General features: G+C 66.7%; 24 protein-coding genes and 1 pseudogene. 12 read left to right on the top strand and 13 right to left on the bottom strand.

Features of this window, described 5'->3' with window-relative positions; genetic code table 11:
* The 7 genes and pseudogenes from HBJ55_RS21210 to pqqA all read right to left on the bottom strand — a co-directional run.
* A pseudogene (locus HBJ55_RS21210) lies at positions 1 to 131 on the bottom strand (S-(hydroxymethyl)glutathione dehydrogenase); the annotation flags it as partial.
* 146 nt (positions 132 to 277) lie between these two features.
* Positions 278 to 2,776 carry an insulinase family protein gene (locus HBJ55_RS21215; protein ID WP_167119952.1) on the bottom strand — a complete coding sequence of 833 codons (2,499 nt, stop codon included), beginning with the start codon at positions 2,774 to 2,776 and terminating at the stop codon, positions 278 to 280.
* Positions 2,773 to 3,924: a pyrroloquinoline quinone biosynthesis protein PqqE gene (gene pqqE, locus HBJ55_RS21220; protein WP_167119954.1), complete on the bottom strand. Its 1,152-nt coding sequence runs from the start codon at positions 3,922 to 3,924 to the stop codon at positions 2,773 to 2,775. Before pqqE ends, HBJ55_RS21215 begins: the two co-directional genes overlap by 4 nt.
* Positions 3,917 to 4,201 carry a pyrroloquinoline quinone biosynthesis peptide chaperone PqqD gene (gene pqqD, locus HBJ55_RS21225; RefSeq protein WP_422674225.1) on the bottom strand — a complete coding sequence of 95 codons (285 nt, stop codon included), beginning with the start codon at positions 4,199 to 4,201 and terminating at the stop codon, positions 3,917 to 3,919. Before pqqD ends, pqqE begins: the two co-directional genes overlap by 8 nt.
* Entirely contained in the window at positions 4,201 to 4,989 is a 789-nt protein-coding gene (gene pqqC / locus HBJ55_RS21230) for a pyrroloquinoline-quinone synthase PqqC (protein WP_167119960.1), read from the bottom strand. The genes pqqD and pqqC overlap by 1 nt, the downstream gene beginning before the upstream one ends.
* A gap of 68 nt (positions 4,990 to 5,057) precedes the next feature.
* Positions 5,058 to 5,984 (bottom strand): pyrroloquinoline quinone biosynthesis protein PqqB, encoded by a 927-nt coding sequence (gene pqqB, locus HBJ55_RS21235; protein WP_167119963.1) that lies wholly within the window; start codon positions 5,982 to 5,984, stop codon positions 5,058 to 5,060.
* Positions 5,985 to 6,076: 92 nt separating this feature from the next.
* Positions 6,077 to 6,148, bottom strand: a complete 72-nt coding sequence (gene pqqA, locus HBJ55_RS21240) for a pyrroloquinoline quinone precursor peptide PqqA (protein WP_081786101.1) — start codon at positions 6,146 to 6,148, stop codon at positions 6,077 to 6,079.
* Between the two features lie 334 nt (positions 6,149 to 6,482).
* On the opposite strand from pqqA, the gene HBJ55_RS21245 reads away from it, so the two are divergent.
* From HBJ55_RS21245 to HBJ55_RS21280, 8 genes are all read left to right on the top strand, one after another.
* Positions 6,483 to 8,306: a methanol/ethanol family PQQ-dependent dehydrogenase gene (locus HBJ55_RS21245; protein ID WP_167119966.1), complete on the top strand. Its 1,824-nt coding sequence runs from the start codon at positions 6,483 to 6,485 to the stop codon at positions 8,304 to 8,306.
* Positions 8,307 to 8,408: 102 nt separating this feature from the next.
* Positions 8,409 to 8,936, top strand: a complete 528-nt coding sequence (locus tag HBJ55_RS21250; protein ID WP_167119969.1) for a c-type cytochrome — start codon at positions 8,409 to 8,411, stop codon at positions 8,934 to 8,936.
* Between the two features lie 44 nt (positions 8,937 to 8,980).
* Positions 8,981 to 9,823, top strand: a complete 843-nt coding sequence (locus HBJ55_RS21255; RefSeq protein WP_167119972.1) for a substrate-binding domain-containing protein — start codon at positions 8,981 to 8,983, stop codon at positions 9,821 to 9,823.
* On the top strand, positions 9,820 to 10,461 hold the full coding sequence (locus HBJ55_RS21260; RefSeq protein ID WP_167119975.1) for a hypothetical protein: 642 nt from the start codon (positions 9,820 to 9,822) through the stop codon (positions 10,459 to 10,461). Before HBJ55_RS21255 ends, HBJ55_RS21260 begins: the two co-directional genes overlap by 4 nt.
* 56 nt (positions 10,462 to 10,517) lie before the next feature.
* The gene (locus tag HBJ55_RS21265; RefSeq protein ID WP_167119978.1) at positions 10,518 to 11,729 is read left to right on the top strand and encodes an ABC transporter substrate-binding protein; all 1,212 of its coding nucleotides are present in this window, start codon (positions 10,518 to 10,520) and stop codon (positions 11,727 to 11,729) included.
* Complete coding sequence (locus tag HBJ55_RS21270; RefSeq protein ID WP_206022802.1) at positions 11,717 to 12,724, top strand: PQQ-dependent catabolism-associated beta-propeller protein; 1,008 nt, start codon at positions 11,717 to 11,719, stop codon at positions 12,722 to 12,724. The genes HBJ55_RS21265 and HBJ55_RS21270 overlap by 13 nt, the downstream gene beginning before the upstream one ends.
* On the top strand, positions 12,721 to 13,491 hold the full coding sequence (locus HBJ55_RS21275) for an ABC transporter ATP-binding protein (protein ID WP_338072063.1): 771 nt from the start codon (positions 12,721 to 12,723) through the stop codon (positions 13,489 to 13,491). Before HBJ55_RS21270 ends, HBJ55_RS21275 begins: the two co-directional genes overlap by 4 nt.
* A complete protein-coding gene (locus tag HBJ55_RS21280) occupies positions 13,482 to 14,291 on the top strand; it encodes an ABC transporter permease (protein WP_167119981.1) in 810 nt (269 codons plus the stop codon). Before HBJ55_RS21275 ends, HBJ55_RS21280 begins: the two co-directional genes overlap by 10 nt.
* 3 nt (positions 14,292 to 14,294) lie before the next feature.
* Here the strand turns inward: HBJ55_RS21280 and HBJ55_RS21285 are convergent, their stop codons facing one another.
* The 6 genes from HBJ55_RS21285 to HBJ55_RS21310 all read right to left on the bottom strand — a co-directional run bounded on the left by HBJ55_RS21285 (position 14,295) and on the right by HBJ55_RS21310 (position 17,664).
* Entirely contained in the window at positions 14,295 to 14,687 is a 393-nt protein-coding gene (locus HBJ55_RS21285; RefSeq protein ID WP_167119984.1) for a c-type cytochrome, read from the bottom strand.
* Between the two features lie 7 nt (positions 14,688 to 14,694).
* A complete protein-coding gene (locus HBJ55_RS21290) occupies positions 14,695 to 15,057 on the bottom strand; it encodes a hypothetical protein (RefSeq protein ID WP_167119987.1) in 363 nt (120 codons plus the stop codon).
* Between the two features lie 110 nt (positions 15,058 to 15,167).
* On the bottom strand, positions 15,168 to 15,554 hold the full coding sequence (locus tag HBJ55_RS21295) for a hypothetical protein (RefSeq protein WP_167119989.1): 387 nt from the start codon (positions 15,552 to 15,554) through the stop codon (positions 15,168 to 15,170).
* An 84-nt stretch (positions 15,555 to 15,638) separates the two neighbouring features.
* Positions 15,639 to 15,950: an AzlD family protein gene (locus tag HBJ55_RS21300; protein WP_167119992.1), complete on the bottom strand. Its 312-nt coding sequence runs from the start codon at positions 15,948 to 15,950 to the stop codon at positions 15,639 to 15,641.
* Entirely contained in the window at positions 15,947 to 16,672 is a 726-nt protein-coding gene (locus tag HBJ55_RS21305) for an AzlC family ABC transporter permease (protein ID WP_167119995.1), read from the bottom strand. Before HBJ55_RS21305 ends, HBJ55_RS21300 begins: the two co-directional genes overlap by 4 nt.
* On the bottom strand, positions 16,669 to 17,664 hold the full coding sequence (locus tag HBJ55_RS21310) for an LLM class flavin-dependent oxidoreductase (RefSeq protein WP_167119998.1): 996 nt from the start codon (positions 17,662 to 17,664) through the stop codon (positions 16,669 to 16,671). The genes HBJ55_RS21305 and HBJ55_RS21310 overlap by 4 nt, the downstream gene beginning before the upstream one ends.
* 167 nt (positions 17,665 to 17,831) lie before the next feature.
* On the opposite strand from HBJ55_RS21310, the gene HBJ55_RS21315 reads away from it, so the two are divergent.
* From HBJ55_RS21315 to HBJ55_RS21330, 4 genes are all read left to right on the top strand, one after another.
* Positions 17,832 to 19,466, top strand: coding sequence for a BCCT family transporter (locus HBJ55_RS21315; protein WP_167120001.1), 1,635 nt, complete (start codon positions 17,832 to 17,834; stop codon positions 19,464 to 19,466).
* Between the two features lie 122 nt (positions 19,467 to 19,588).
* Positions 19,589 to 19,765, top strand: a complete 177-nt coding sequence (locus tag HBJ55_RS21320; protein WP_167120004.1) for a hypothetical protein — start codon at positions 19,589 to 19,591, stop codon at positions 19,763 to 19,765.
* 36 nt (positions 19,766 to 19,801) lie between these two features.
* Positions 19,802 to 20,476: an extensin-like domain-containing protein gene (locus tag HBJ55_RS21325; protein ID WP_422674226.1), complete on the top strand. Its 675-nt coding sequence runs from the start codon at positions 19,802 to 19,804 to the stop codon at positions 20,474 to 20,476.
* Positions 20,477 to 20,548: 72 nt separating this feature from the next.
* Positions 20,549 to 21,496, top strand: coding sequence for a cobyrinic acid a,c-diamide synthase (locus HBJ55_RS21330; protein WP_167120010.1), 948 nt, complete (start codon positions 20,549 to 20,551; stop codon positions 21,494 to 21,496).
* Positions 21,497 to 21,569: the final 73 nt, after the last annotated feature.

A 21,569-nucleotide genomic window follows, 5' to 3' on the forward strand; every position in this document is an offset into this window, starting at 1 on the left:
GCATCGGTGTGACAGACGCTGGTCGCGGCGATGCGCACCAGCACTTCGCCGGCCTTGGGATCCTGGACATCGATTTCGGTGAGTTCGAGGGGCTGGCCCGCGGCCATGGCGACGGCGGCGCGTGATTTCATGGCAGGTCTCCCTGGGTTGTTGTCGTAGGGCCGCGTTAGGCCTTGAAAGGGTCGACGCTGATGACAGTCTAGGTGAGCCGGGGCAAACGGATTGTGACGTGGTGACACAACAGAGTTGCGTACTGGCAACATTGCTTCAGCGTGGATTACGCGTCTGCTCCGCTCGGGCGGTGGAACCACCAGCGCGTTGCCAGGCGGCCCATGGCGAGGTCGCGCGCCAGGGAGAGGAGATCGTCGCAGCGCAGTGCTGCCAGCGCCTGCTCTTCGGCCTCCCAGGGCAACGGCTGCCAGGGCGCGCTGGCGTTGCCCGACGCTGTTTGGCGACGCAACGACTGCCATAGTCGGTCAGTGGCTTCGGCGTGAGTCTCGGGGCGGCCGGCGTGGCTGAGCAGGCCAAGCCGGCGGCGTGTCATCTCCGCCGGGGAGAGCTGCGCCAGCGTTTCGCCCTGCCGGGTCAGAAAATCGAGAATGGCCTGGCGCAGTGTGTCTGCCCCGGTGCCGGGAGACTGAATCACGTAGCCCAGTCGCGGGAAACCCGACGCTTCGCGATAGCGCACCGCCGATACATAGCCCAGGGCGCGGCGCTGACGCATTTCATGGTGGAAGGCGGCATCGTGGCACTGGGCCAGCAGCTGCAGCAGCCAGCGGCTGCGGGGGGTGTCGTCGGGGCCGGCGAGCTCCAGCATGGCGGCGTGATCGCTGCCCTGAGGAGACAGCCAGGTCGTGCCCTCCCGTACTTCATGCTGTGGCTCGTCAGCCTCGGTTGGCATGTTTGTCAGCCGCTCGGCCAGATGCCGGATGAGCGCTTTGGCCGCTCGTTCATCGGCGCAGCCACTCGCCCATCCCAGCACGTGCCTGGATCCGGCGGCATTCGCCCCGGGGGGTGGCAGAGCCTCGAGCCGCGCCAGCATGCGCTGGGCCAGTAGCCCTTCGGCCGGACCAGTGGGGGCCGGTGCGGTTCTCTCCGGCCAGCAGGCCACGGCCAGCTCCACCAGTGCCTCGAGGCGCTCGGCCGTGCCCGTGGCGATGAGCCAGTCGCCGCGAGCATCGCCTGCACAACTCAAGCGCATGCCGTGGCTAGCGGCCACCTGGCGCAGCGGCAGCGTATTCTGCCGCCACTGGGCCAGGCGCGCGGCCTGCTGCGATGCTGGCGCGGGCCAGCCCAGGCAAAGGCTGGCCGGCGGCGCATCGGGCAGGCGTGCCGGGTCTCCGGCCCAGAGCGTAAATCGCTCGTCCCGGTGCAACGGGCGCGGGGGCGGGTCGTCGACGCTCGGGTAGACCGGGCGGACGGCGAGCGAGGGTGGCGCCCGCCAAGGCAGCGGCAGGCTCTCGCCCGGCGGTGATTGGCTGCGCCAGGCGGTGCCGGTTTCCGCCAGCGTCGCCCAGCGGTGCGGCGTGGTGGGAGATTGCCAAAGCAGCCGGCACTGCTCGGGAGCCAGCCAGGGCAATAGCGGTTCGGTCGTGGCGCCGGCAGGCTGGGGCGTGTCCTGTTGGTTGGCTACCAACTCAGCGGCGCGTAGGCGCGGCCAGGCATCGAGATCCAGCGGTGCAGAGGGTGGGGTGGGCAGTGGCGCGGCGAGCGCCCGCTCCAGCGCGCTGCGACAGGCGACCAGCATCGCCTGCACCGCCTCCATATCGGGTGCCGGCGTCAGGCGCAGAGCCAGAGCGGTACCCATGCCATCGGGGGCGAGCGTGACTTCCAGCTGTTCCAGCTCAATGGCGGCCTGCAGGGTGGCGGCGAGCCGGCCATCGGCCAGCCGGGCCGCCACGGAAGCCAGCCAATCGGCATGTGTACTTGCTTGTTCCTCGGGCAGGGGCCAGAACAGTTCCAGCGTCGTCGTTCTGGAATGGGTCCCTGCCTTGGCCGTGGGCGGATGCCAGGCCACACCTCCCGGTTCGCTCCAGCGCCAGTGACGCACCGGCGGTGTGGGCTCACGTGCCGGCAGCATCGCGCCGTGGCGGGTGAGCCGTTCCAGTTGCTCCTCGAGCGGCAGCGGCCCCAGCATGACCAGCGCCATGCGCTCGGCGCGGTAGTGCTGGCGATGAAACGTGGAGAGCTGCATGACCAGCCGTTCCCTATCAACGCCCAGCGTCTTGCGGTTACCGGCATGGCACAGCCGGGCGGGATGCCCTTCGCGACAGAGCCGGCCGAGCGCTACCAGCCGGTGCAGGGCCGGGTCGGCCAGCCGGGCCTGGAATTCCGCATCGAGCACCTCCACCTCGCTACCGATGCGCTCGGGATTGAAACTTGGCTGGGCCAGCACGTCCACCAGGCGGGTCAGGCCTTCATCGGTGTCGCCGGGCGGCAGGTGAAGGTGAACGTCGGTGACGGTTTCGCCGGTGCGGGCGTTGTAGCGCCCGCCACGCTCGCCGACCCAGCAGGCCAGTTCGCCCGAGTCGGGATAGTTTGCCGATCCCAGGAACAGGGCGTGTTCGAGCAGGTGGGCCAGGCCGCGGCAGTCGCCAGGTTCGTCCAGGTAGCCCACGCCCACTGCAGCGACCAGGCGCTGCCGGCGAGCGCCGGGCACCTCCGCCGCAGCGATTGTCAGGCCGCTTGCCAAGCGGGTCTCGTGCAGGCGACTACCCGGCGGTAGCCCCACGCGTCGGGCAGTCTCGTCATCGGGGACGCTGGCTGGGGCGTTCATGTGCGGCAGAATATTCGCGATTCGTGAACGTTGCGCGGGGTCAGCGCTTCCATCGGCGCGGCGGCGGCATCGGCCTCGCGGCGGGCGGCCTCGATCAGGTGATGATCCGGCGACAGCGAGCACACGGGATCGGTGGCGGTGGCGTCGCCGGTCAGCAGGTACGCCTGGCAGCGGCAGCCGCCGACGTCCTGGTGGCGCTCGTCGCAGCTGCGGCAGGGTTCGCGCATCCAGGCGTCGCCGCGGTAGCGGTTGAAGGGCTCGCTGTCGTACCAGATCTCGCGCAGCGGGCGCTCGCGCACGTTGGGGAAGCGCATCGGCAGCATGCGCGCGCTGTGGCAGGGTAGCACGGCGCCGTCCGGGGCCACGGTCATGAAGATCGCGCCCCAGCCACCCATGCACGCCTTGGGGCGTTCGGCGTAGTAGTCGGGCACCACGAACAGCAGGCGCATGTCGTGGCCGCGCTCGGCCAGCCGCTCGCGCCAGCGCGCGGTGGTGGCCTCGGCCACCTCGAGCTGCTCGCGGCTCGGCAGCAACCCCTCGCGATTGAGCTGGGCCCAGCCGTACATCTGGCAGTTGGCCAGCTCCACGGCGTCGGCGCCCAGCTCGTCGCACAGGGCGATGATGTCGTCGAGCCGGTCGATGTTGTGCCGGTGCAGCACCACGTTGAGCACCATGGGATAGCCGGCGGCCTTGACCGCGCGCGCCATGGCGAGCTTCTTGGCGTGGGCCTTGGGCGAACCGGCCACCGCCGCGGCGACCTCGGGATCCGAGGCCTGTAGGCTGATCTGGATGTGGTCGAGCCCGGCCGCGTGCAGCGCCGCGATGCGCGCCTCGTCGAGCCCCAGCCCGGACGTGATCAGGTTGGTATAGAAGCCGAGCCGGCGCGCCTCGGCCACCAGCGTCTCGAGGTCCTGGCGCACCAGCGGTTCGCCGCCGGAGAAGCCCATCTGCACCGCGCCCATGGCGCGGGCCTGGGTCAGCACCTCGATCCACTCGGCGGTGGAGAGTTCCTCCTTCACCGCGGCGAAGTCGAGCGGGTTGGAGCAGTAGGCGCACTGCAGCGGGCAGCGATAGGTGAGCTCCGCGAGCAACCACAGCGGAGCGCCGGTGGCGCCGTTGACGGCAGCGGTATGGGTACGGTCAGTCATGTTGGATCCAGCCTTGTCGGGCGGCATCGAGCAGGAATTCGTGGACGTCCTGTTCGATCGCCGCGGCGGGAGCATCGGGGAACTGCGCCTGCAGGTTCGCCACCACGTTCGCCACGTCGCGCTGGCCGTCGAGCTGGGTGAGGATGGCGCCGGCACTGTCGTTGAGCTGCACCATGCCCTCGGGATAGAGCAGCACGTGGCGGTTCTGGGCCTCTTCCCACTGCAGGCGCCAGCCGGGGCGCAGGCGATAGACGGATGCTGGTGCGATCGTAGTCATCATAGCCCCCGGTGGTAGACGCGCCGGTCGGTGACGCTGTGGTAGGGCGGGCGCTCGAGCTGGTAGGCCAGGGTCATGGCATCGAGCATCGACCATAGCACGTCGAGCTTGAACTGCAGGATCTCCAGCGCGCGCTGCTGGGCGGCGGCGGTGGTGCATACCGCCAGCGCCACCTCCAGGCCGTGGTCGACGTCGCGACGGGCCTCCTTCAGGCGCTTGCGGAAGTAGCCGTAGCCGGCCTCGTCGATCCAGGGGTAGTGGGTCGGCCAGGTGTCCAGGCGGCTCCTGTGCGCCTCGGGAGCGAACAGCTCGGTGAGCGACGAGATCGCCGCCTCGCGCCAGTCGGCGCGGCGCACGAAGTTGACGTAGGCGTCCACCGCGAAGCGCACCCCCGGCAGTACGTGCTCCTGGGCCCACAGCTCGTCGCGGGTCAGCCCCACCGCCTCGCCCAGGGCCAGCCAGGCCTCGATGCCGCCGCCATCGTCGGTGTGGCCGTCGTGGTCGAGCAGCCGCTGGATCCAGCGGCGTCGCGTGGCGGCGTCGGGGCAGTTGGCCAGCAGCGCGGCATCCTTCTGCGGAATATTGACCTGGTAGTAGAAGCGATTGGCCACCCAGCCGCGGATCTGCTCCGGCGTGGCGCGGCCCTCGGCCATGTCGACTTGGTAGGGATGGTGAATATGGTAATAGGCACCCTTGGCCAGCAGCGCCTGGCGGAAAGCCTCCGGCGGTAGTGCCGGTGCGTCGGTCTCGACCGCAGAGGCGGCGAAGGGAGAGGCAATCGAGGTCATGAGGCGCTTCCTTCCCATTGCATGGCGTGTAGAGGGTTATTGTTGTGACGTCATCTGAAGTTGCCGGTTCATATCTCCAGGCGCATGCCGTCGAAGGCGACCTCGATGCTGGCCTCATCCAGCGTGCCTCGCTCGGGCGAGCGCTCATCGAGGATCGGGTTGGTGTTGTTGATGTGGATCAGCACCCGGCGGGTGTCCGCCGGCAAGTCGGCCAGCTCCTCCAGCAGACCGCCCGCGCCCGCCAACGCCAGGTGGCCCATGTCGGCGCCGGTGGCCTGGCCCACACCGGCACGAATCAACTCGTCGTTATGCCATAGCGTGCCGTCGACCAGAACGCAGTCCGCCCGGCGCAGAAAACTCCGCACCCGCACGTCGAGCCGACCGAGCCCCGGCGCATAGAACAGCCGCTTGTCGCGCTCGCGATCCTCGATCAGCAGGCCGATGTTGTCGCCCGGCGTGGGGGCCCCGCGCCGCGGCGAGTAGGGCGGCGCGTTACTGGTCAGCGCCACGGCGGTGAAAGCGAGGCCGGGGCAGGCCGGCACCTCGAATTCGGCCTCGAGATGCGTTTCGTCGATGCCGATGGGTCGCCAGTTCAAGCCGCCCCAGTGTTCGAGCATAGTGAACAACGGGAAGCCGCTGCTCAGGTCCTGATGCACGTTGGGTGTGCACCACACATCGAAGGGACACCCTTCGCGCAGCGACAGCAGGCCGGTGGCGTGATCGATCTGCGCATCCATCAGCAGTACCCCGCCGATGCCGCTGTCGCGCGGGATCCGGCGCGGATGCAGCTCGCGGTTGGCGGCCAACTGGCTGCGGATATCGGGCGAGGCGTTGCACAACAGCCAACGTTCACCATCGCTGCTGATGGCGATCGACGACTGAGTACGAGGAGTGGCCTCGATGCTGCCTTCGCGCAGGCCGCGGCACAGCGAACAGTTGCAGTTCCACTGGGGAAAGCCGCCGCCAGCGGCCGCACCCAGAACCAGTACATGCATGCAGAGCTCCGTTGCCGGTGGTAAACGAAACACGGCTGACGCCCGGGATGGGCGTCAGCCGCTTGATGCTACATCCTGATCCTGAGTCGGGTTCAACGGTTGGAGATGTACAGCGTAACTTCGAAACCGAGACGAAGATCGGTATACGCAGGCTTGGTCCACATAGGAGGCCCTCCACATTGGGGTGGATTTCTTTGCATGCACTCCCCAGTAAAGCAGTGAACGGCGTGACTGCCTTTCGACCTAAGTCGCATGCATTGCGTGTAAGCACCAGCGTAACGCGTTGAAACGCTGCTGTGGCGCGGCTCGATAGGGCACTGAAAAGATTGTTGCCAAGAGGCAATAGTCTTTTGACTTAAAAGCGGTGCCTAATTTACCCCTGTCGACCGGTGGCGACGAAAAGTTGTGCTAGACCTTCTCAATGTCAATAGCTGAAACACAACTATACAAGATGTGCCGTTTCCCCAGGCACACCTTCAGTGAGACGGAGACGACGCCATGCTTAGGGAGACAGGTTACGTGCTAGCGGCCATGGGATTGATGGCCGCATCGGTGGCACACGCCAACCAGAATCAACTCGAACTCCAGCAGAACCCGGAATACTGGGCAACTCAGCTGGGTAACTACCAAGGCAACCGTTTCAGCGAGCTGGACCAGATCAACCGCGACAACGTGGGCGAGCTACGCTCGGTCTGGCAGTTCTCCACCGGCGTACTGCGCGGCCATGAAGGTGGCCCCCTCTACGTCGGCGACGGTCGCTTGTACATTCACACCCCCTTCCCCAACAAGGTGTTCGCCCTCGACCTGGAAGACGAGGGGCGGGTGGTCTGGAGCTATGAGCCGGATCAGGATTCCCGTGTCATACCGGTAATGTGCTGCGACACGGTCAACCGCGGGCTGGCCTACGCCGATGGCCGCCTGTTCCTCGGCCAGGCCGACAACACCCTGATCGCACTGGATGCCGAGAGCGGCGAACTGCTGTGGGAGGTCAGCAACGGCGACCACACCGTCGGCGAGACCAACACCATGTCGCCCCTGGTGGTTCACGACAAGGTGCTGATGGGCATCAGCGGCGGCGAGTACGGCATTCGCGGCCACATGACCGCCTACGATGTCGAGACCGGCGAACAGGTGTGGCGCGGCTACTCCACCGGCCCCGACGACGAAGTGCTGATCGATCCCGAGACCACCACCATGCTGGGCGAGCCGATCGGCGAGTCCGACCTCGGCGTCTCTACCTGGCCCGAGGGCGAGTGGGAACGCGGCGGTGGCGCCCCTTGGGGCTGGGTCACCTACGACCCCGAGCTTGACCTGGTCTACTACGGCACCGGCAACCCTGGTACCTGGAACCCCGAGCAGCGCACCAAGGATGGCGAGCCCGCCGACAACAAGTGGGCGATCACGGTGTTTGCCCGTGACCCCAACGACGGCACGGTCAAGTGGGTCTATCAGAAGGTGCCCTTCGACGAGTGGGACTACGACGGGGTCAACGAGAACCAGCTGATCGACATCGAGTACGAGGGCGAGCAGCGCAAGGGCCTGGCGATCATCGACCGTACCGGCTTCGGCTTCCTGCTCGACCGTGAGACCGGCGAGCTGCTGGTGGCGGAGAAGTTCGCTCCCGAAACCAACTGGGCCGATGACTACGACATGGAGACCGGCCGGCCCAACGTCAACGAGCAGTACAGCACCTACCGCCAGGGCGTGGACGTCAATACCACCGACATCTGCCCCACCGCCATGGGCGCCAAGAACATGCAGCCGAGCGCCTACTCGCCGCGCACCGGGCTGATCTATGCCGGCATCAACCGGATCTGCATGAACTACGAGCCCTTCGAAGCCGAATACGTGGCCGGCCAGCCCTACGTCGGCGCCACCCTGACCATGATGCCGGCGCCGACGCAGAACGGCAGCATGGAAGGCCGCATGGGCAGCTTCATCGCCTGGGATCCGGTGGCTGGCGAAACCGTGTGGGAAGTGGACGAGCGCTTCGCGGTGTGGAGCGGGGCGCTGGCCACGGCCGGTGACCTGGCGTTCTACGGCACGCTGGAAGGGCACGTGAAGGCGGTCGATATCGAAACCGGCGAGGAGCTGTGGCGCTTCAAGACTCCCTCCGGGATCATCGGTAACGTCAATACCTTCATGCATGAGGGCAAGCAGTACCTGGGCGTGCTCTCCGGTGTTGGCGGCTGGGCCGGTATCGGGCTCGCGGCCGGCCTGGAAAACCCCGAGGACGGGCTGGGTGCGGTGAGTGCCTTCTCCGCCCTGGGGGACTACACCAAGCTCGGCGGTGTGCTGACAGTATTCGCCCTGCCGGATTGAGCCGGTTCATGATCGGGCGGGTATGGCGATGCCATGCCCGCCCAACCTTGTCTTTCCGGCGGCGTCATCTTCGACGCGCCCGAGCTGTAGAAGGAAGTCTGCATGACGGTATTTGCACGTTCCTGCCGCGGTATCCTTTCCCTATTCGCCGTCCTGCTCACGCTGGGACTGGTCCAGGCCGGCCAGGCCGACGAGGATCGCATTACCGGTGAGGCGCCCGGGGCCTTCGTCGTCGAGGACGGCAAGGTCGACCCCGACACCTACGAGGGCTATATCATCTACACCCGAGTCTGCATGGCCTGCCATGGGCCGGATGGCCTGGGCTCATCCTTTGCGCCCAATCTGGTCCGCGCCGTGGAGAGGCGTGGCTGGGAGAATTTCGCCGGTACCATTGCCTCCGGGCGTGAGGTCCAGCCTGGCCAGGTGATGCCCTCCTTCGCCGACGATCCCAATGTCATGGGCAACATCCCCAAGATCTTCAGTTATCTGCGTGCACGCGGCGAGGGTGGCCTGGGGCGCGGCCGCCCGAAGATCATCGAGTCGATGCAGGAGCAGGACGAGGAGAGCGCTGAAAAAGGCGCGGAAGAGGAAGAAAAAGACGAGGCCGCCGAGGAAGCGAACGCCGAGTGAAGCGTGGCACCGTTCGCAATGCCATTTCCGCCAGCGGAGGATGCATGAGAGCAGCCTGTCGTCAGATGGTACGAGCCGTGACTTTGGCCCTGGGCCTGGTCGCCGCTTGCAATGCCGTCGCCGAACCCCCCGAGCGCCTGGAGCGCGAGGCCCTGCGGGTCTGCGCCGATGGCAACAACCTTCCTTTCAGCAACCAGGCCGGCGAAGGCTTCGAGAATCGTATCGCCGAGCTGATGGCAGACGATCTGGGCGTGCCGCTGACCTATGTATGGGCGCCTCAGGTGATGGGCTTCGTGCGCAACACCCTGGAGCTGCGGGTCTGCGATGTGATGATTGGCGCCGTGGCCGGCTACGGGTTCGTGCAGAACACCAATCCCTACTATCGTTCTGTTTACTCCCTGGTGGTGCCCGAGGACTCCGAGCTCGATACGACCCGCCTGAGCGACCCGGCATTCGCCGGGCGGCGCATCGGCGTAGTCGCGGAGACCCCGCCGGTGGTGCCGCTACGCCGCAGCAGAGCACGGATCCAGGGCTACCCGCTGATGGTCGATACCCGGGTGCGCGCACCGGTGCGCGATGCCGTCGAGGACGTCGCCAGTGGCAACACCGAGGGTGCCGTACTGTGGGGGCCGCTGGCCGGCTACTACGCGGCGCGCCAGGACCCGCCGTTGAAGGTGGTGCCGCTGGTCGACGATGACTCAGGCGCCCAGCTCGATTATCGCATCACCATGGGGGTGCGGCATGGCGAACCCCACTGGAAGGACTGGATCAACGACTTCATCGACCGCCACCAGGACGAAATCCACGCAATCCTCATGGAGTATGGGGTGCCGCTGCTCGACCGACACGGCCAATTGATCGAGGCTGGTGAGGGAGGTGGTCCATGAACAGAGCGAGGCGTCTGCGTCTGCTGCCGCTGGGAGTTGCCATGGGCCTGGCGCTAGCCGGCACGGCTCAGGTCGAGGCGCAGCGCGCCGCGGCGGGGCCACCCGACTGGCCCTGCGTACAGCGGCTGATCCCCGAGCTGGCCTGGGGCACCATCTGGACCGGCCCGCCGCTGGACGAACTGGAACAGGACTGGTGGGAGGACGAGGAGGTCGGGCGGGTAGTGCGCTTTGCCACCTCGCGTTCGACTCCCGATGAGCAAGCCCTGGAACGGGTTCGAGAGTTCGTCGACTCGGTGGACGAGGAGGAGGCCGAGCAGCGGCTGACCCTGCTGTTCGCCGGCCTGTTCGAACTCACCGACCGCGAGCGCCGACGCACTATCGAGGGCATACGGCGCGCGTCACGCGCCCAGATGGACCGCCTCGACACCATTTCGTCGATGGTCGACGAGCTCGAGGAGCGTCGCGCCGAGGAGGATGCGGACGAGCAGGAGATAGAGCGGTTGTCCGAGGCGCTGTTCTGGGAGCAGCGCACCTTTCAGCATCGCCAGCAGGCGCTGCCGGCCATGTGCGACCAGCCTTACCTGCTGGAAGAGAAGCTGTCCCGCATGGTCAGGCTGATCATGGCACGCATGCCCTGAGCTGGCTGCTGCACATAACGACAACAGCGGCAGCGCCGGCTGCCTGAGGAGTACGCATGAGAACGCTACCGCGATCCCTTTGCTGGCTGGCGATGGGTGGGCTGGCCTGCGGCTTGGGATGGCCGACCCTGTTGGCGGCCGATACGCTCGAGCCGATCGTCGTGGGCTACCTGGGCATGGAGCGCCCCGACGACCGGGAGCCGCTCTCGGTGCTCGACCCCGTGCTAGACGACGATGGGGTGCAGGGGGCTCGACTGGGGATCAGCGACAATAACGCCTCGGCCCAGTTCCTGGGCCAGGAGTTCCTCTTGCACGAGGCGCAGGTTGCCCAGGGCGATGATATCGATGAGGCCTTGGAAAGCCTGGTCGAGCAGGGCGTGGAGTGGATCGTCAGTGGCTTGCCCGGCGAGGCATTGAGCGAGCTGATGGCGCATCCCGCACGCGGCGAGCGGGTGGTGTTCAATGCCCGGGCGCCGGACGACGAGCTGCGCGGCGAGGCGTGTCATCCCCAGCTCTACCACACCACTCCCAGCCGGCGCATGCTGGCCGATGCCCTGGCCCAGTTCCTCGGCTTCAAGCAGTGGGACCGCTGGGCGCTGGTCTACGGCAACACCGAGGAGGATCGTATCCTGGCCGATGTGCTGCGTGCCGCAGCCGAACGCTACGGCCATCGCATCGTGGGTGACCGGCAGTGGCCCCACGACCCCATGGCGCGCCGCGCCGAGGGCGGCTTCCATGCCATCCAGCGCGAGATCCCGGTGTTCGTGCAGGATCTGCCCGAGCACGACGTGCTGGTGATCGCCGACGAGACCGATTATTTCGGCGAATATTTCCCCTACCAGACCTGGACGCCGCGCCAGGTGGTGGGTACCCAAGGACTGATCGCCACGCCCTGGCACCGCGCCCACGAATCCTGGGGCGCGGTACAGCTGCAGCGACGCTTCGAGGAGCTCGCCGAGCGTTGGATGACGCCGCGCGACTTCAGCGCCTGGCTGGCGGTGCGTTCGCTGGGCGAGGCGGCGGCGCGTACCGGCTCCGTCGAGCGCGAAACGATCCTCGATTACATGCTCAGCGAGGAGTTCGAACTCGCCGGCTACCTGGGCCTGCCGGTCAGCTACCGCACCTGGAACCACCAGCTGCGCCAGCCCATCCTGATCACCGGACCGCGCATGGTGGCTTCGGTGTCGCCGCAGGAAGGCTACCTGCATTCACGCACGCCGCTCGATTCGCTGGGCGCCGACGAGGGGGAATCGACATGCCGTTTCTGAATCGCAGGGGACCGGTTTCCAAGTTTGGGCATAGCCTGCTCGGGCTGGCCCTGGGAACGCTGCCGCTGCTGTCCTCCAGTGCCCAGGCGGAGCGAATCTTCGTCTCCAACGAGAAGGACAATACCGTTTCGGTGATCGACGGCGCGAGCCTCGAGGTGGTGGAAACCATCCGCGTCGGGCGTCGCCCGCGTGCGATGGCCTTCAGCAGCGACGGCAGCGAGCTGTTCGTGGCGGTGGGCGACGACGAATCCATCGACATGATCGATCTCGAGACGCTGCAGGTGGTGCGCAGCCAGTCCTCGGGGGAGGACCCCGAGGTGATCCGCGTCGACCCCAACCGACCCTACGTTTACGTTTCCAACGAGGACGACAACATCGTCTCGGTGCTCGACTACGAACGCCGCACCCTGGTTACCGAGATTCCGGTGGGCGTCGAGCCCGAAGGGCTCGGCATCAGCCCCGACGGGCGCTGGCTGATCTCCACCACCGAAACCTCCAACATGGCACACATCATCGATCTCGAGACCATGGAGGCGGTACATCATCGCCTGGTGGGGGCGCGGCCGCGGCACGCCGAGTTCACCCATGACGGCCGCGAGGCCTGGGTTTCGTCGGAGATCGCCGGCATGGTGTCGATCCTCGACATGGAGGAGACCTTCGACATCAAGCACACCATTCGCTTCGACGTGCCGGGCGTGCCGCGAGAGACCGTGCAGGCGGTGGGGGTGGAGCTCACTTCCGACGGTCGCTACGCCTTCGTCGCCCTGGGCCCCTCCAATCGCGTGGCGGTGATCGACCAGCAGAGCTACGAGGTGCTCGACTACATCCTGGTCGGCCAGCGGGTCTGGCACCTGGCGCTCAACGGCGACGAGAGCCGGCTCTACACCACCAACGGGGTCAGCGGCGACGTCACCATGATCGAAGTGGATGGCCTGCGGGCGGTCAAGTCGATTCCGGTGGGACGCTTCCCTTGGGGAGTGATCGTCGAACCGTGAGTGAAGAGACCGCTGTGCGTGGCGAAACGGCACCTGCCCTCGAGGTTGCCGGGCTGAGTTTTGCCTACAACGGGAAACCAGTACTCGATGCGCTCTCCGTGGCCATCGCGGCGGGGGAGTTCGTCGTCCTGCTCGGACCTAACGGTGCCGGAAAGACTACCCTGTTCTCGCTGATCACCCGGCTGCACGATCGCCGCCAGGGCGAGATCCGCATCGGCGGCTTCGACATGCGCCGTCAGGCGGTACAAGCCCAAGCTCGCATCGGCGTGGTCTTCCAGCAGCCGACCCTCGACCCCGACCTCAGCGTGGCGCAGAACCTCGCGTATCACGGTGCCCTGCACGGCATGGGGCGGCGCGAGGCGAGATCGCGAGCCGAGGCGCAGCTCGAACGGGTGGGGCTGGCCGCCCAGCGCCGCACGCGGGTGCGACGGCTCTCCGGCGGCCAGCGGCGGCGGGTGGAGATCGCCCGCGGGCTGATGCACTCGCCGCGCCTGCTGCTGCTCGACGAGCCCACCGTGGGGCTGGATATCGCCTCGCGCCGCGAGCTGGTCGAGCATGCCCACCGGCTGTGTGCCGAGGAGGGCGTGGCGGTACTGTGGGCGACCCACCTGATCGACGAGGTGCGCCCCAGCGATCGGGTGCTGGTGCTGCATCGCGGTTGCCTGCTGGCCGATGAGCGGGCCGAGGCGTTGCCCACTCGGCTCGGCGTCGATAGCCTGGGCGAGGCTTTCGACCGCCTGGTGGATGGGGAGAGTCCATGCGAGTGATGCCCTGGCTGAACTGCCTGCGCGGCGTGGTGGGGCGCGAACTGCTGCGCTTCCTGCACCAGCGCAGCCGCTTCCTGGCGGCGCTGGTGCGGCCGCTGGTGTGGCTGTTCGTCTTCGCCACCGGCTTTCGCATGGCGTTGGGCGTGGCCATGACCGAGCCCTACCAGACCTACATTCTCTACGAGGTCTACATCGTGCCGGGGCTGGTGGGCATGATTCAGCTGTTCAACGGCATGCAGAGTTCGCTGTCGATGGTCTACGATCGCGAGATGGGCAGCATGCGGGTGCTGCTGGTCAGCCCCTTTCCGCGTTGGTACCTGCTGGTATGCAAGCTGCTGGCCAGCACTCTGGTTTCGGTGGTGCAGGTCTACGTCTTTCTCGCCATCGCCTGGGCCTACGGCATCCAGGCCCCCCTGATGGGCTATCTCTACCTGCTGCCGGCGCTGCTGGTGACGGGTTTCATGGTCGGCGCCCTGGGGCTGCTGCTCTCCTCCTTCATTCGCCAGCTGGAGAACTTCGCCGGGGTGATGAACTTCGTCATCTTCCCGATGTTCTTCCTCTCCTCGGCGCTCTACCCGCTGTGGCGCATCCGCGAGGGCAGCTATCTGGTCTATCAGATCGCGGCGCTCAATCCCTTCACTCACGCCGTGGAGATGATCCGCTTCGCCATGTACGAGCGTTTCAACGTCGAGGCGGTAACGATCAGCGTGGCCGTGGCCGCGTTGCTGCTGGCGTTGGCGATACTCGGGTATAACCCGTCGCGGGGCATGCTGGCCCGCAAGGGCGCCGGCGGGGACTGAGCGTCAGGGCTCGGCGATACTTTCCAGGTAGTCGATGATGCGCTGGCGCGAGCGCTCGTCGAGCCCCCACAGCACCATGCGCGTGCCGGGCAGGAACTCCTGGGGCCCGGCGAGGAAGGCGTCCAGATTCTCGCGGTTCCATGTCAGGTCGGCTTGCTCCAGGACCGGCGAGTAGTCGAAATCCTCGAGGCTGCCGGCCGGTCGGCCGACCAGCGCGTGCAGGCTGGGTCCGGCCAGGTGCCGGCCGGGTTCGATGCTGTGACAGCCGATGCACTGGGAGCGGAACAGGCGTTCCCCCTGGGCATGCTCGGCAGCCGCGCCTGGCACGGGAGTTGAAAGTATCGCCAGCAGGGCGAGGACGGCCGGCAACGGGCCGAGCCGGAAGGAGCGCGACACGAGCACCTCAGAAGCAGCGCAGGTTGGCGTCGGCCTGGACTCGATGCAGGGCGTCGACCTGATCCTGCATGCCGCGCTCGGTGCGGAACAGCACGCCCAGTTCGCCGCGCTGGTCCTGCATGCCCAGCACCGTCTCGACTTGCTCGTAGGTTTCGTAGGGCAAATGCTCGGCGATCACGTCGATGCTGCAGGAACACTTCTGCATGGTCAGGTAGTCGTTGCCATTGGAGGCCATGCAGCCCAGCACGTAATCGACGCGTGCCTCGGTGGGGTAGTCATTGGCCAGGCTCGTCGTGGCGAAGGGGAGCAGCAGGCAGGCGAGCACCGTCTGGCGCAGCACGCCGGCCGCTGTCGTCCGAAGTCGAGGCATTGTTGTTGTCTCCGGAAGCATCAGAGTGGATGACTTCAACTTATGGCAGACGAGTTCTTTTTTCCACTGCAAACGATGACTTATCGATTCTGAGCCCCGTTGCCAGCCGGTCAGCCGTTGCGTTCGTCGTCGCGAACCTCGTAGTCGCCCTCCAGCAGTTCATGCTCGCCCGGGCGACGGTCTCCGCGGTAGTGGGCCTCGCGATAGCGGGTCTCGCTGTAATGGTGGCTGCCGCCGGCATCCTTGGCCTGCTCGGCGCGGATCTGCTCGAGGCGCTTCTTCATGCGGTAGCGCACGAACGGCAGCATGGCCCAGCCGAGCAGCAGGAAGAACAGGCCGAGTACGGTGCCGACGATCAGCAGCAGGCCGAACAGCAGCCAGGTAAGGATCAGCTTCAACCCACCCAGGGGGCCGCGGGGCGCCTGATTCGCCCGGGCGCGCCACTGCTGGGCGGCCTGCCAGGCGGCGTTGCGGCGAGGATCGTTGCGATCGAACATGGACGTCTCCGATGATGACGCCGCAGCGCGGCGTGCGAATGACTGTCCCTTTGAGACTGTGGGACAAGGATCGTTCCCTGGAGCCTATGCGACCAGTCGCCACAGGGCAGCGGTCACGATGCCGGCAGTGATCGCTGCAAGGGCCTTCTGGGTGGTCAGCATCATCACGAGGGTGGCCAACAGTGCCAGACGTGCGCCCCAGTCGCCCTGCACCGCCATGGGCGTGATCACCGCGACCAGCACCGAGCCTGCCATGGCATTGATGAATCGCTCCACCTTGGGGCCGATGGGAATGCGCGACATCACGAACACGCCGCCGGCGCGGGTCAGGTAGGTGATAAACGCCATGATCATGATGGCAATGACGGCTCCCGCCGCCGTCGAGGGCAGAGTCATGCGGTGGCCTCCCGCTCCCCGCGGCTGGGCGGTACCAGCAGGCCGACAAGCCCACCGGCCAGGGCCCCGACGATCACGTGGGAGTGCGGCGGTAGCCAGACCATTGCCGCCAGGGCGGCCAGTGCAGCGGCGCTCCACGGTAGCAGCATCGACAGGTCGCGGCGCCCGCCTACCAGCATGGCCAGCAGGAAGCAGCCCATGATCACGTCGAGCCCGAAGCGCTGGGGCTCCTCGATGCCGCTGCCGAAGATTACCCCGAGCAGCGTGCCTGCCAGCCAGGTCAGCCACAGGGCGATGCCGCCTCCCACCAGCATGCCGACGTTGGTTTCGCCGCGCTGGTGATCGGCGGCGGCCATGGCCCAGTTGGAGTCGCTCATCACCACCAGGCTGGCGTAGCGCTGTCGGGGTGGCAGATGGGCCAGCCAGGGTTGGATGGCGGCTCCCATCAGCAGATGGCGGGCGTTGATGGCGAAGGTAGTGGCGATCAGCGGCAACAGCGGAATTTCCGGTCCCCACAGCTCCAGGGCGGCGAACTGCGAGGCACCGGCGAAGACCAGCGCGCTCATCAGCATGGCCTCCAGGCCCGACAGGCCGCGCGACAGAGCGGCCACGCCGAAGGCCAGGCCGAAGATCACCACGAACAGCGACAGCGGCGCCATGCGGCGGATGCCGGAGAGCACGCCGGGGAGATCGAGTCGTGCACCAGCTACGGGTGGGGTCATGCGTGCCACACCTCGCTGACGATCTCGTAGCTGCGCAAGCGATCCTCGCTGGCGTAGGTATCGGTGTTGAGCATCAGTTCGTCGGCCCCGGTCTGCTCGAGAAAGCGTTCTAGCCCTGCGTGCACGGTATCGGGCCCGCCGATGACCGCCGCGCCCAGGAATTGCTCCACCTGGACGCGCTCCATGGGCGTCCAGTCGAGGGTCTCGACCGGCGGCAGCGAGCGGGTGCGGCGGCCGTGTACCATGCCGAGGAACTTCTGACGGGTGGTGGAGGCGAGGAACTGGGCGCGTTCGTCGTCTTCGGCGGCGATCACCGGCAACCCGACCATGGCGTAGGGGCGTTCGAGTAGTGCCGAGGGGCGGAAATTGTCGCGGTAAAGCCGCAGCGCTTCGTGCAGGTAGCCCGGTGCGAACTGGGCGGCAAAAGCGAACGGCAGCCCCTCGCGGGCCGCGAGCTGGGCGCTGTAGCCGCTGGAGCCGAGCAGCCAGAGAGGTACCCGGGTGCCCTGGCCGGGTACGGCGCGCACGCGCTGGCCGGGCTGCTCGTCGTCGAGGAAACCCTGCAGCTCGGCCAGCAGCTCGGGGAAGTTCTCGGCACCGGCATATGGGTCGCGACGCAGCGCGGCCATGGTGGCGGCATCGGAGCCCGGCGCGCGGCCCAACCCCAGATCGATGCGGTCCGGGTAGAGGGTCTCCAACGTGCCGAACTGCTCGGCGATGACCAGCGGGGCATGGTTGGGCAGCATGATGCCTCCGCTACCCACGCGGATGCGCGAGGTGGCGCCGGCGATATGGCCGATCATCACGGCAGTGGCGGCACTGGCGATGCCGTCGAGGCTGTGATGCTCGGCCAGCCAGTAGCGGGTGAAGCCCAGGCGTTCGGTCAACCGGGCCAGCGCCACGCTCTCGGCGAAGCTATCGGCGATGGTGCCGCCCTGGCGGATCGGTGCCAGGTCGAGCACGGATAGTGGGGTGTCGGAAAGTCGGGGCATGTTCGAGACTCAAAACCTTTAGCCTGCTTGGTTTCTCCAGAATCGTCCTCTCGACGCCACGATGCAATGGTTTTGTGGCCCGAATCGATACGGTGGCAGTGGATTGTGTGGCGTCAGGGTTGGCCTGCTAGGATGAGAGCGTTCAAGGACGAAGCAAGGAGCGCCTTATGGCCAACCATGGAGGGCAACGGGTCTTTACCGTGTCGGCCCTGATCATTCTGGCGCTGGTGGCACTCGGCGCCGGTTTTCCCGAGGCTTTCGGCGAGGCGGCCGACGCCGCGCTTGCCAGCGTGACCCGGCTATTCGGCTGGTTCTATCTCTTTTCGGTGTTCGGCTTCGTGGTTTTCCTGCTGGCGCTGGCCTTGAGCAAGTACGGCAAGATCCGCCTGGGGCCGCAGGACAGTACGCCGAGCTTCAGCTTCTTCTCCTGGGTGAGCATGCTGCTGGCGGCCGGCTTCGGCGTGGGCCTGGTGTTCTACGGCATGGCCGAGCCCATGCTCCACTACGTCGAACCGCCCTACGGCGACGTGCCCGCCGAGAGCACCGAGGCGGCACGCTACGCCATCCAGTACAGCTACTTCAACTGGGGCATTCACCAATGGGCGGCGTTTTCGGTAGTGGGCCTGATCATCGCCTATTTCCAGTTCCGCAAGGGGCAGGCCGGGCTGGTCTCGTCGGTGCTGTCGTCCATTGCAGCCAAGTACCCTCGCGTGCGCCCCTACGCACCGACCCTGGACGTGTTCGCCGTGGTGGCCACGGTGATGGGCGTAGCGACCTCGCTGGGGCTGGGGGTGCTACAGCTCAACGGTGGCTTCAACGCCGTGTTCGGTCTACCGGAAAGCGTACTTTGGCAGTCCATCATCCTGTTCCTGATGTTCCTGGCCTACATGGCCTCCACCTGGTCGGGGCTGGACAAGGGAATCCGCCGGCTCTCCAACCTCAACATGATCCTGTGCATCGGCCTGATGCTCTATGTGCTGGTGACCGGCCCCACGGTGATGATCCTCGAGACCATCACTCTGGGTGTCGGTGACTACCTGCAGAATTTTATCGGCATGAGCCTGCGTATCTCGCCCTTTACCGACAACACCTGGGCGGCCAACTGGACGATCTTCTACTGGGCCTGGGTAATCGCCTGGTCGCCGTTCGTCGGCACCTTCGTGGCTCGGGTGTCGCGCGGTCGCACCATCAAGGAGTACGTTTTCGGCGTGCTGATCGTGCCGCCGCTGCTGGCCTGCCTGTGGATCGGCGTGTTCGGCGGCGCCGCCCTGCACATGGAGCTGGCCGGCGACGTTGGCCTGGCGAGCGCCACCGAAGCCAACATCACCGTGGCGTTGTTCGAGATGTTCGAGCTCATGCCCTTTACCGGCGTGCTCTCGGTTATCGCCATGCTGCTGATCTTCATTTTCCTGGTCACCTCGGCCGATTCGGCGTCCTATATCGTGGCCCAGATGACCGACAACGGCTCGATCAACCCGCCGCTGTTCAAGCGGGTAGCCTGGGGCGTGTTGATTGCCGCCATCTGCCTCACGTTGATTGCCGCCGGTGGCTTGACCGGGCTGCAATCGGCAGCAGTACTCTCGGCGCTGCCCTTCACCTTCATTCTCTACGGCATGATCGTGGTACTGATTCGCGAGCTGCGCGCCGACCGCCGGGCCATGCTCACCCAGCTCTACCGCCGCCATGGCGAGACACCGGTGGGCGCCGATGCCTTCGAGGCCGAGGCGCTGGGCGAGCAGGAACGGCTGCGTCGCGCGCCCAATGTGATCAATCGGCGCATCAACCGCCGCGAAGGTGGCTAGGTGTGTCCGCAAGCGGTTTGTGCTTGAGCAATATGGCGTTAAAAGTCAGCCCCAAATAGCAGGTAGCCAGTGGGGGGCGCAGGCCGTAAGCTCTGAGAAGAATGGGGAACCGGACGTCTACCATGTCTCTCATCGGCCCACGCCGTCGCGCGCTTCAGCGAGGCGCCACCCGCCGGCGGCAGCCGAACCGCGGGAATCAGAACAACTTCGATCGCTGGCTCGACCGTGCGGTTGACCTTGCCGTGCTCACGGCCCTGGCGGTGGGGGGCGTGGCGCTGGTATTGCACTTGTTGCGCTAGCGCGGGGTCGAGATGCGCTCGTTGCTGGTATTGGTCATGTTGGTCGCCGTCGTTGCTGCTGCCTGGTGGCAGTTCGAGGAGCGAATACCCGCCCATTGGCATCCCTGGAAACCGCTGAGCGTCGACGACATCCTGACCCCGGTCACCAAGTGGAAACTGCATCGCCTGGCCGACGACCGTGAGGGGTGCCTGACGGCGCTCGGCACGGCCCCTGAGGGGACGCTGCAGATGACGCCGTTGGATGATTACGAGCCTTCGCCCGGTTGCCCGCTGAGCAACGTGGTGCGCCTGCATGGCAGCGACGTCGCGTTCAATGCCAGTTTCGTTGCGAGCTGTCCGCTGGCCCTGGCCTGGGTCATGTACGAGCGCCAGCGCCTGCAGCCGGCAGCCGAGGCCCACTTCGGCACCCGAGTGGCGCGTATCGAACATTTCGGCAGCTTCTCCTGTCGCAATGTCTATGGTCGCGAGAGCGGCCGACGCAGCGAGCATGCCACGGCCGAGGCCTTGGACGTTGCCGCCTTCCGCTTGGAGGATGGACGTAGGATCACCCTGCTCGAACACTGGAACGACGAGGGGGCGCGGGGAGCCTTCCTGCGCGAGGCGCGCAACGGCGCCTGCGACCTGTTCGGCAACGTGCTGGGCCCGGCGTACAACCGCGCCCATGCCGACCACTTTCACTTCGGCATGCGTGGTTTCCGCCTGTGCCGCTGAGATCGTCAGGCTCGCACGCCGTCGTCGGCCCCCGTACACTCAGAGGCATCTACCCGCTGGCGCACGAGGCTTATGCTGGGATTCTTGCAGGGATTCGCTTACGGGCTTTTCGTCACCTGCCTGCCATGGTGTCTGGTCGGGCTGGCCAACCCGCGGCTGGCGGTAGCCACCGATAACCCCAACCGCTTCCAGGTGCTGTTTCGCTACTGCCTGCTGGTACCCTTCATCAGCACGGTGCTGTGGCTGACGTCGCTGTGGGGCGGCTTCGGGCCTAGCCTGGGCGGTTGGCTGGCCGGCCTGGTGGCGGTGGGGGTATCGCTGCCCGTGGAGCGTGGCTGGCGTCGCTGGCGAGCGCGGCGGCACCATCGCCGGTTGCAGGAGCGGCTGGCGGCCGAAAGCGAGCGGCGGCGCGCCGAGCAGGAGCGTGCCGCGCGGGAAACCGGCGTGGCCGAGCTGGACCCCGACCGGCCGCCGGTGGATGCCGATGAGCTGGTGCTGTCGCTGTGCCGCGCCAAGCAGGGGCTGCTCGACGTGAGACGTGCCGATCTGGCGAGCCAGGTCGACCGTTTCTACACCCGCTATGCGCATGTGATGGAGCTGCTGTCGGCGCGCTTCGACCGCAGCGAGCTGGCCTTCGAGCGCTCCCGGGGGCTGATCACCGAAGTCTGCCTCGGTGCGGTGGATACCTTCACCTCCATGGCGGCCCAGGCGCGTGGCGTGACGGGGCTGGACGGCGACTATGTACGCCGGCGCCTGGATCAGGAGGGAAGCCGGCTGTCCGTCGAGGAGCGGATTGCGCTCAAGCGTCGGCTCGAGCTGATCGAGGAGACCGACCATCGCCTGCGGCGCTTGGTCGCGCGCAACGAATCGGCGCTGACGCTGCTCGACGATACGGCGGTGGCTCTCGCCCGGGTCGAGACGGGGCGACCGCAGGCCACGCTTGCCACCGACCGGGCGCTGGAGGAGCTGCGACGCTTCATCGAGGGAGCGGATCGCTACAGCCGCCATGAACGCCGTTGAGCATCTCGCTGGCCGGCGTTGAGCAGTACGCCGGCGTAGCTTGCTAAGGTGTGGAAAAGCGCCTGAAGGGGGA

The sequence above is a fragment of the Billgrantia bachuensis genome (assembly GCF_011742165.1).
GTDB lineage: Bacteria > Pseudomonadota > Gammaproteobacteria > Pseudomonadales > Halomonadaceae > Halomonas > Halomonas bachuensis.

What these genes read in the sequence shown, in the direction of transcription:
- pqqB (WP_167119963.1), bottom strand. Translation starts at nt 5,984, where the DNA reads ATGCATGTACTGGTTCTGGGTGCGGCCGCTGGCGGCGGCTTTCCCCAG.
- pqqD (WP_422674225.1), bottom strand. Translation starts at nt 4,201, where the DNA reads ATGACTACGATCGCACCAGCATCCGTCTATCGCCTGCGCCCCGGCTGG.
- HBJ55_RS21320 (WP_167120004.1), top strand. Translation starts at nt 19,589, where the DNA reads ATGTCTCTCATCGGCCCACGCCGTCGCGCGCTTCAGCGAGGCGCCACC.
- HBJ55_RS21250 (WP_167119969.1), top strand. Translation starts at nt 8,409, where the DNA reads ATGACGGTATTTGCACGTTCCTGCCGCGGTATCCTTTCCCTATTCGCC.
- HBJ55_RS21280 (WP_167119981.1), top strand. Translation starts at nt 13,482, where the DNA reads ATGCGAGTGATGCCCTGGCTGAACTGCCTGCGCGGCGTGGTGGGGCGC.
- HBJ55_RS21300 (WP_167119992.1), bottom strand. Translation starts at nt 15,950, where the DNA reads ATGACTCTGCCCTCGACGGCGGCGGGAGCCGTCATTGCCATCATGATC.
- HBJ55_RS21270 (WP_206022802.1), top strand. Translation starts at nt 11,717, where the DNA reads ATGCCGTTTCTGAATCGCAGGGGACCGGTTTCCAAGTTTGGGCATAGC.
- HBJ55_RS21255 (WP_167119972.1), top strand. Translation starts at nt 8,981, where the DNA reads ATGAGAGCAGCCTGTCGTCAGATGGTACGAGCCGTGACTTTGGCCCTG.
- HBJ55_RS21315 (WP_167120001.1), top strand. Translation starts at nt 17,832, where the DNA reads ATGGCCAACCATGGAGGGCAACGGGTCTTTACCGTGTCGGCCCTGATC.
- HBJ55_RS21310 (WP_167119998.1), bottom strand. Translation starts at nt 17,664, where the DNA reads ATGCCCCGACTTTCCGACACCCCACTATCCGTGCTCGACCTGGCACCG.
- HBJ55_RS21325 (WP_422674226.1), top strand. Translation starts at nt 19,802, where the DNA reads ATGTTGGTCGCCGTCGTTGCTGCTGCCTGGTGGCAGTTCGAGGAGCGA.
- HBJ55_RS21305 (WP_167119995.1), bottom strand. Translation starts at nt 16,672, where the DNA reads ATGACCCCACCCGTAGCTGGTGCACGACTCGATCTCCCCGGCGTGCTC.
- pqqC (WP_167119960.1), bottom strand. Translation starts at nt 4,989, where the DNA reads ATGACCTCGATTGCCTCTCCCTTCGCCGCCTCTGCGGTCGAGACCGAC.
- HBJ55_RS21295 (WP_167119989.1), bottom strand. Translation starts at nt 15,554, where the DNA reads ATGTTCGATCGCAACGATCCTCGCCGCAACGCCGCCTGGCAGGCCGCC.
- HBJ55_RS21260 (WP_167119975.1), top strand. Translation starts at nt 9,820, where the DNA reads ATGAACAGAGCGAGGCGTCTGCGTCTGCTGCCGCTGGGAGTTGCCATG.
- HBJ55_RS21265 (WP_167119978.1), top strand. Translation starts at nt 10,518, where the DNA reads ATGAGAACGCTACCGCGATCCCTTTGCTGGCTGGCGATGGGTGGGCTG.
- HBJ55_RS21290 (WP_167119987.1), bottom strand. Translation starts at nt 15,057, where the DNA reads ATGCCTCGACTTCGGACGACAGCGGCCGGCGTGCTGCGCCAGACGGTG.
- pqqE (WP_167119954.1), bottom strand. Translation starts at nt 3,924, where the DNA reads ATGACTGACCGTACCCATACCGCTGCCGTCAACGGCGCCACCGGCGCT.
- HBJ55_RS21330 (WP_167120010.1), top strand. Translation starts at nt 20,549, where the DNA reads ATGCTGGGATTCTTGCAGGGATTCGCTTACGGGCTTTTCGTCACCTGC.
- HBJ55_RS21245 (WP_167119966.1), top strand. Translation starts at nt 6,483, where the DNA reads ATGCTTAGGGAGACAGGTTACGTGCTAGCGGCCATGGGATTGATGGCC.
- HBJ55_RS21215 (WP_167119952.1), bottom strand. Translation starts at nt 2,776, where the DNA reads ATGAACGCCCCAGCCAGCGTCCCCGATGACGAGACTGCCCGACGCGTG.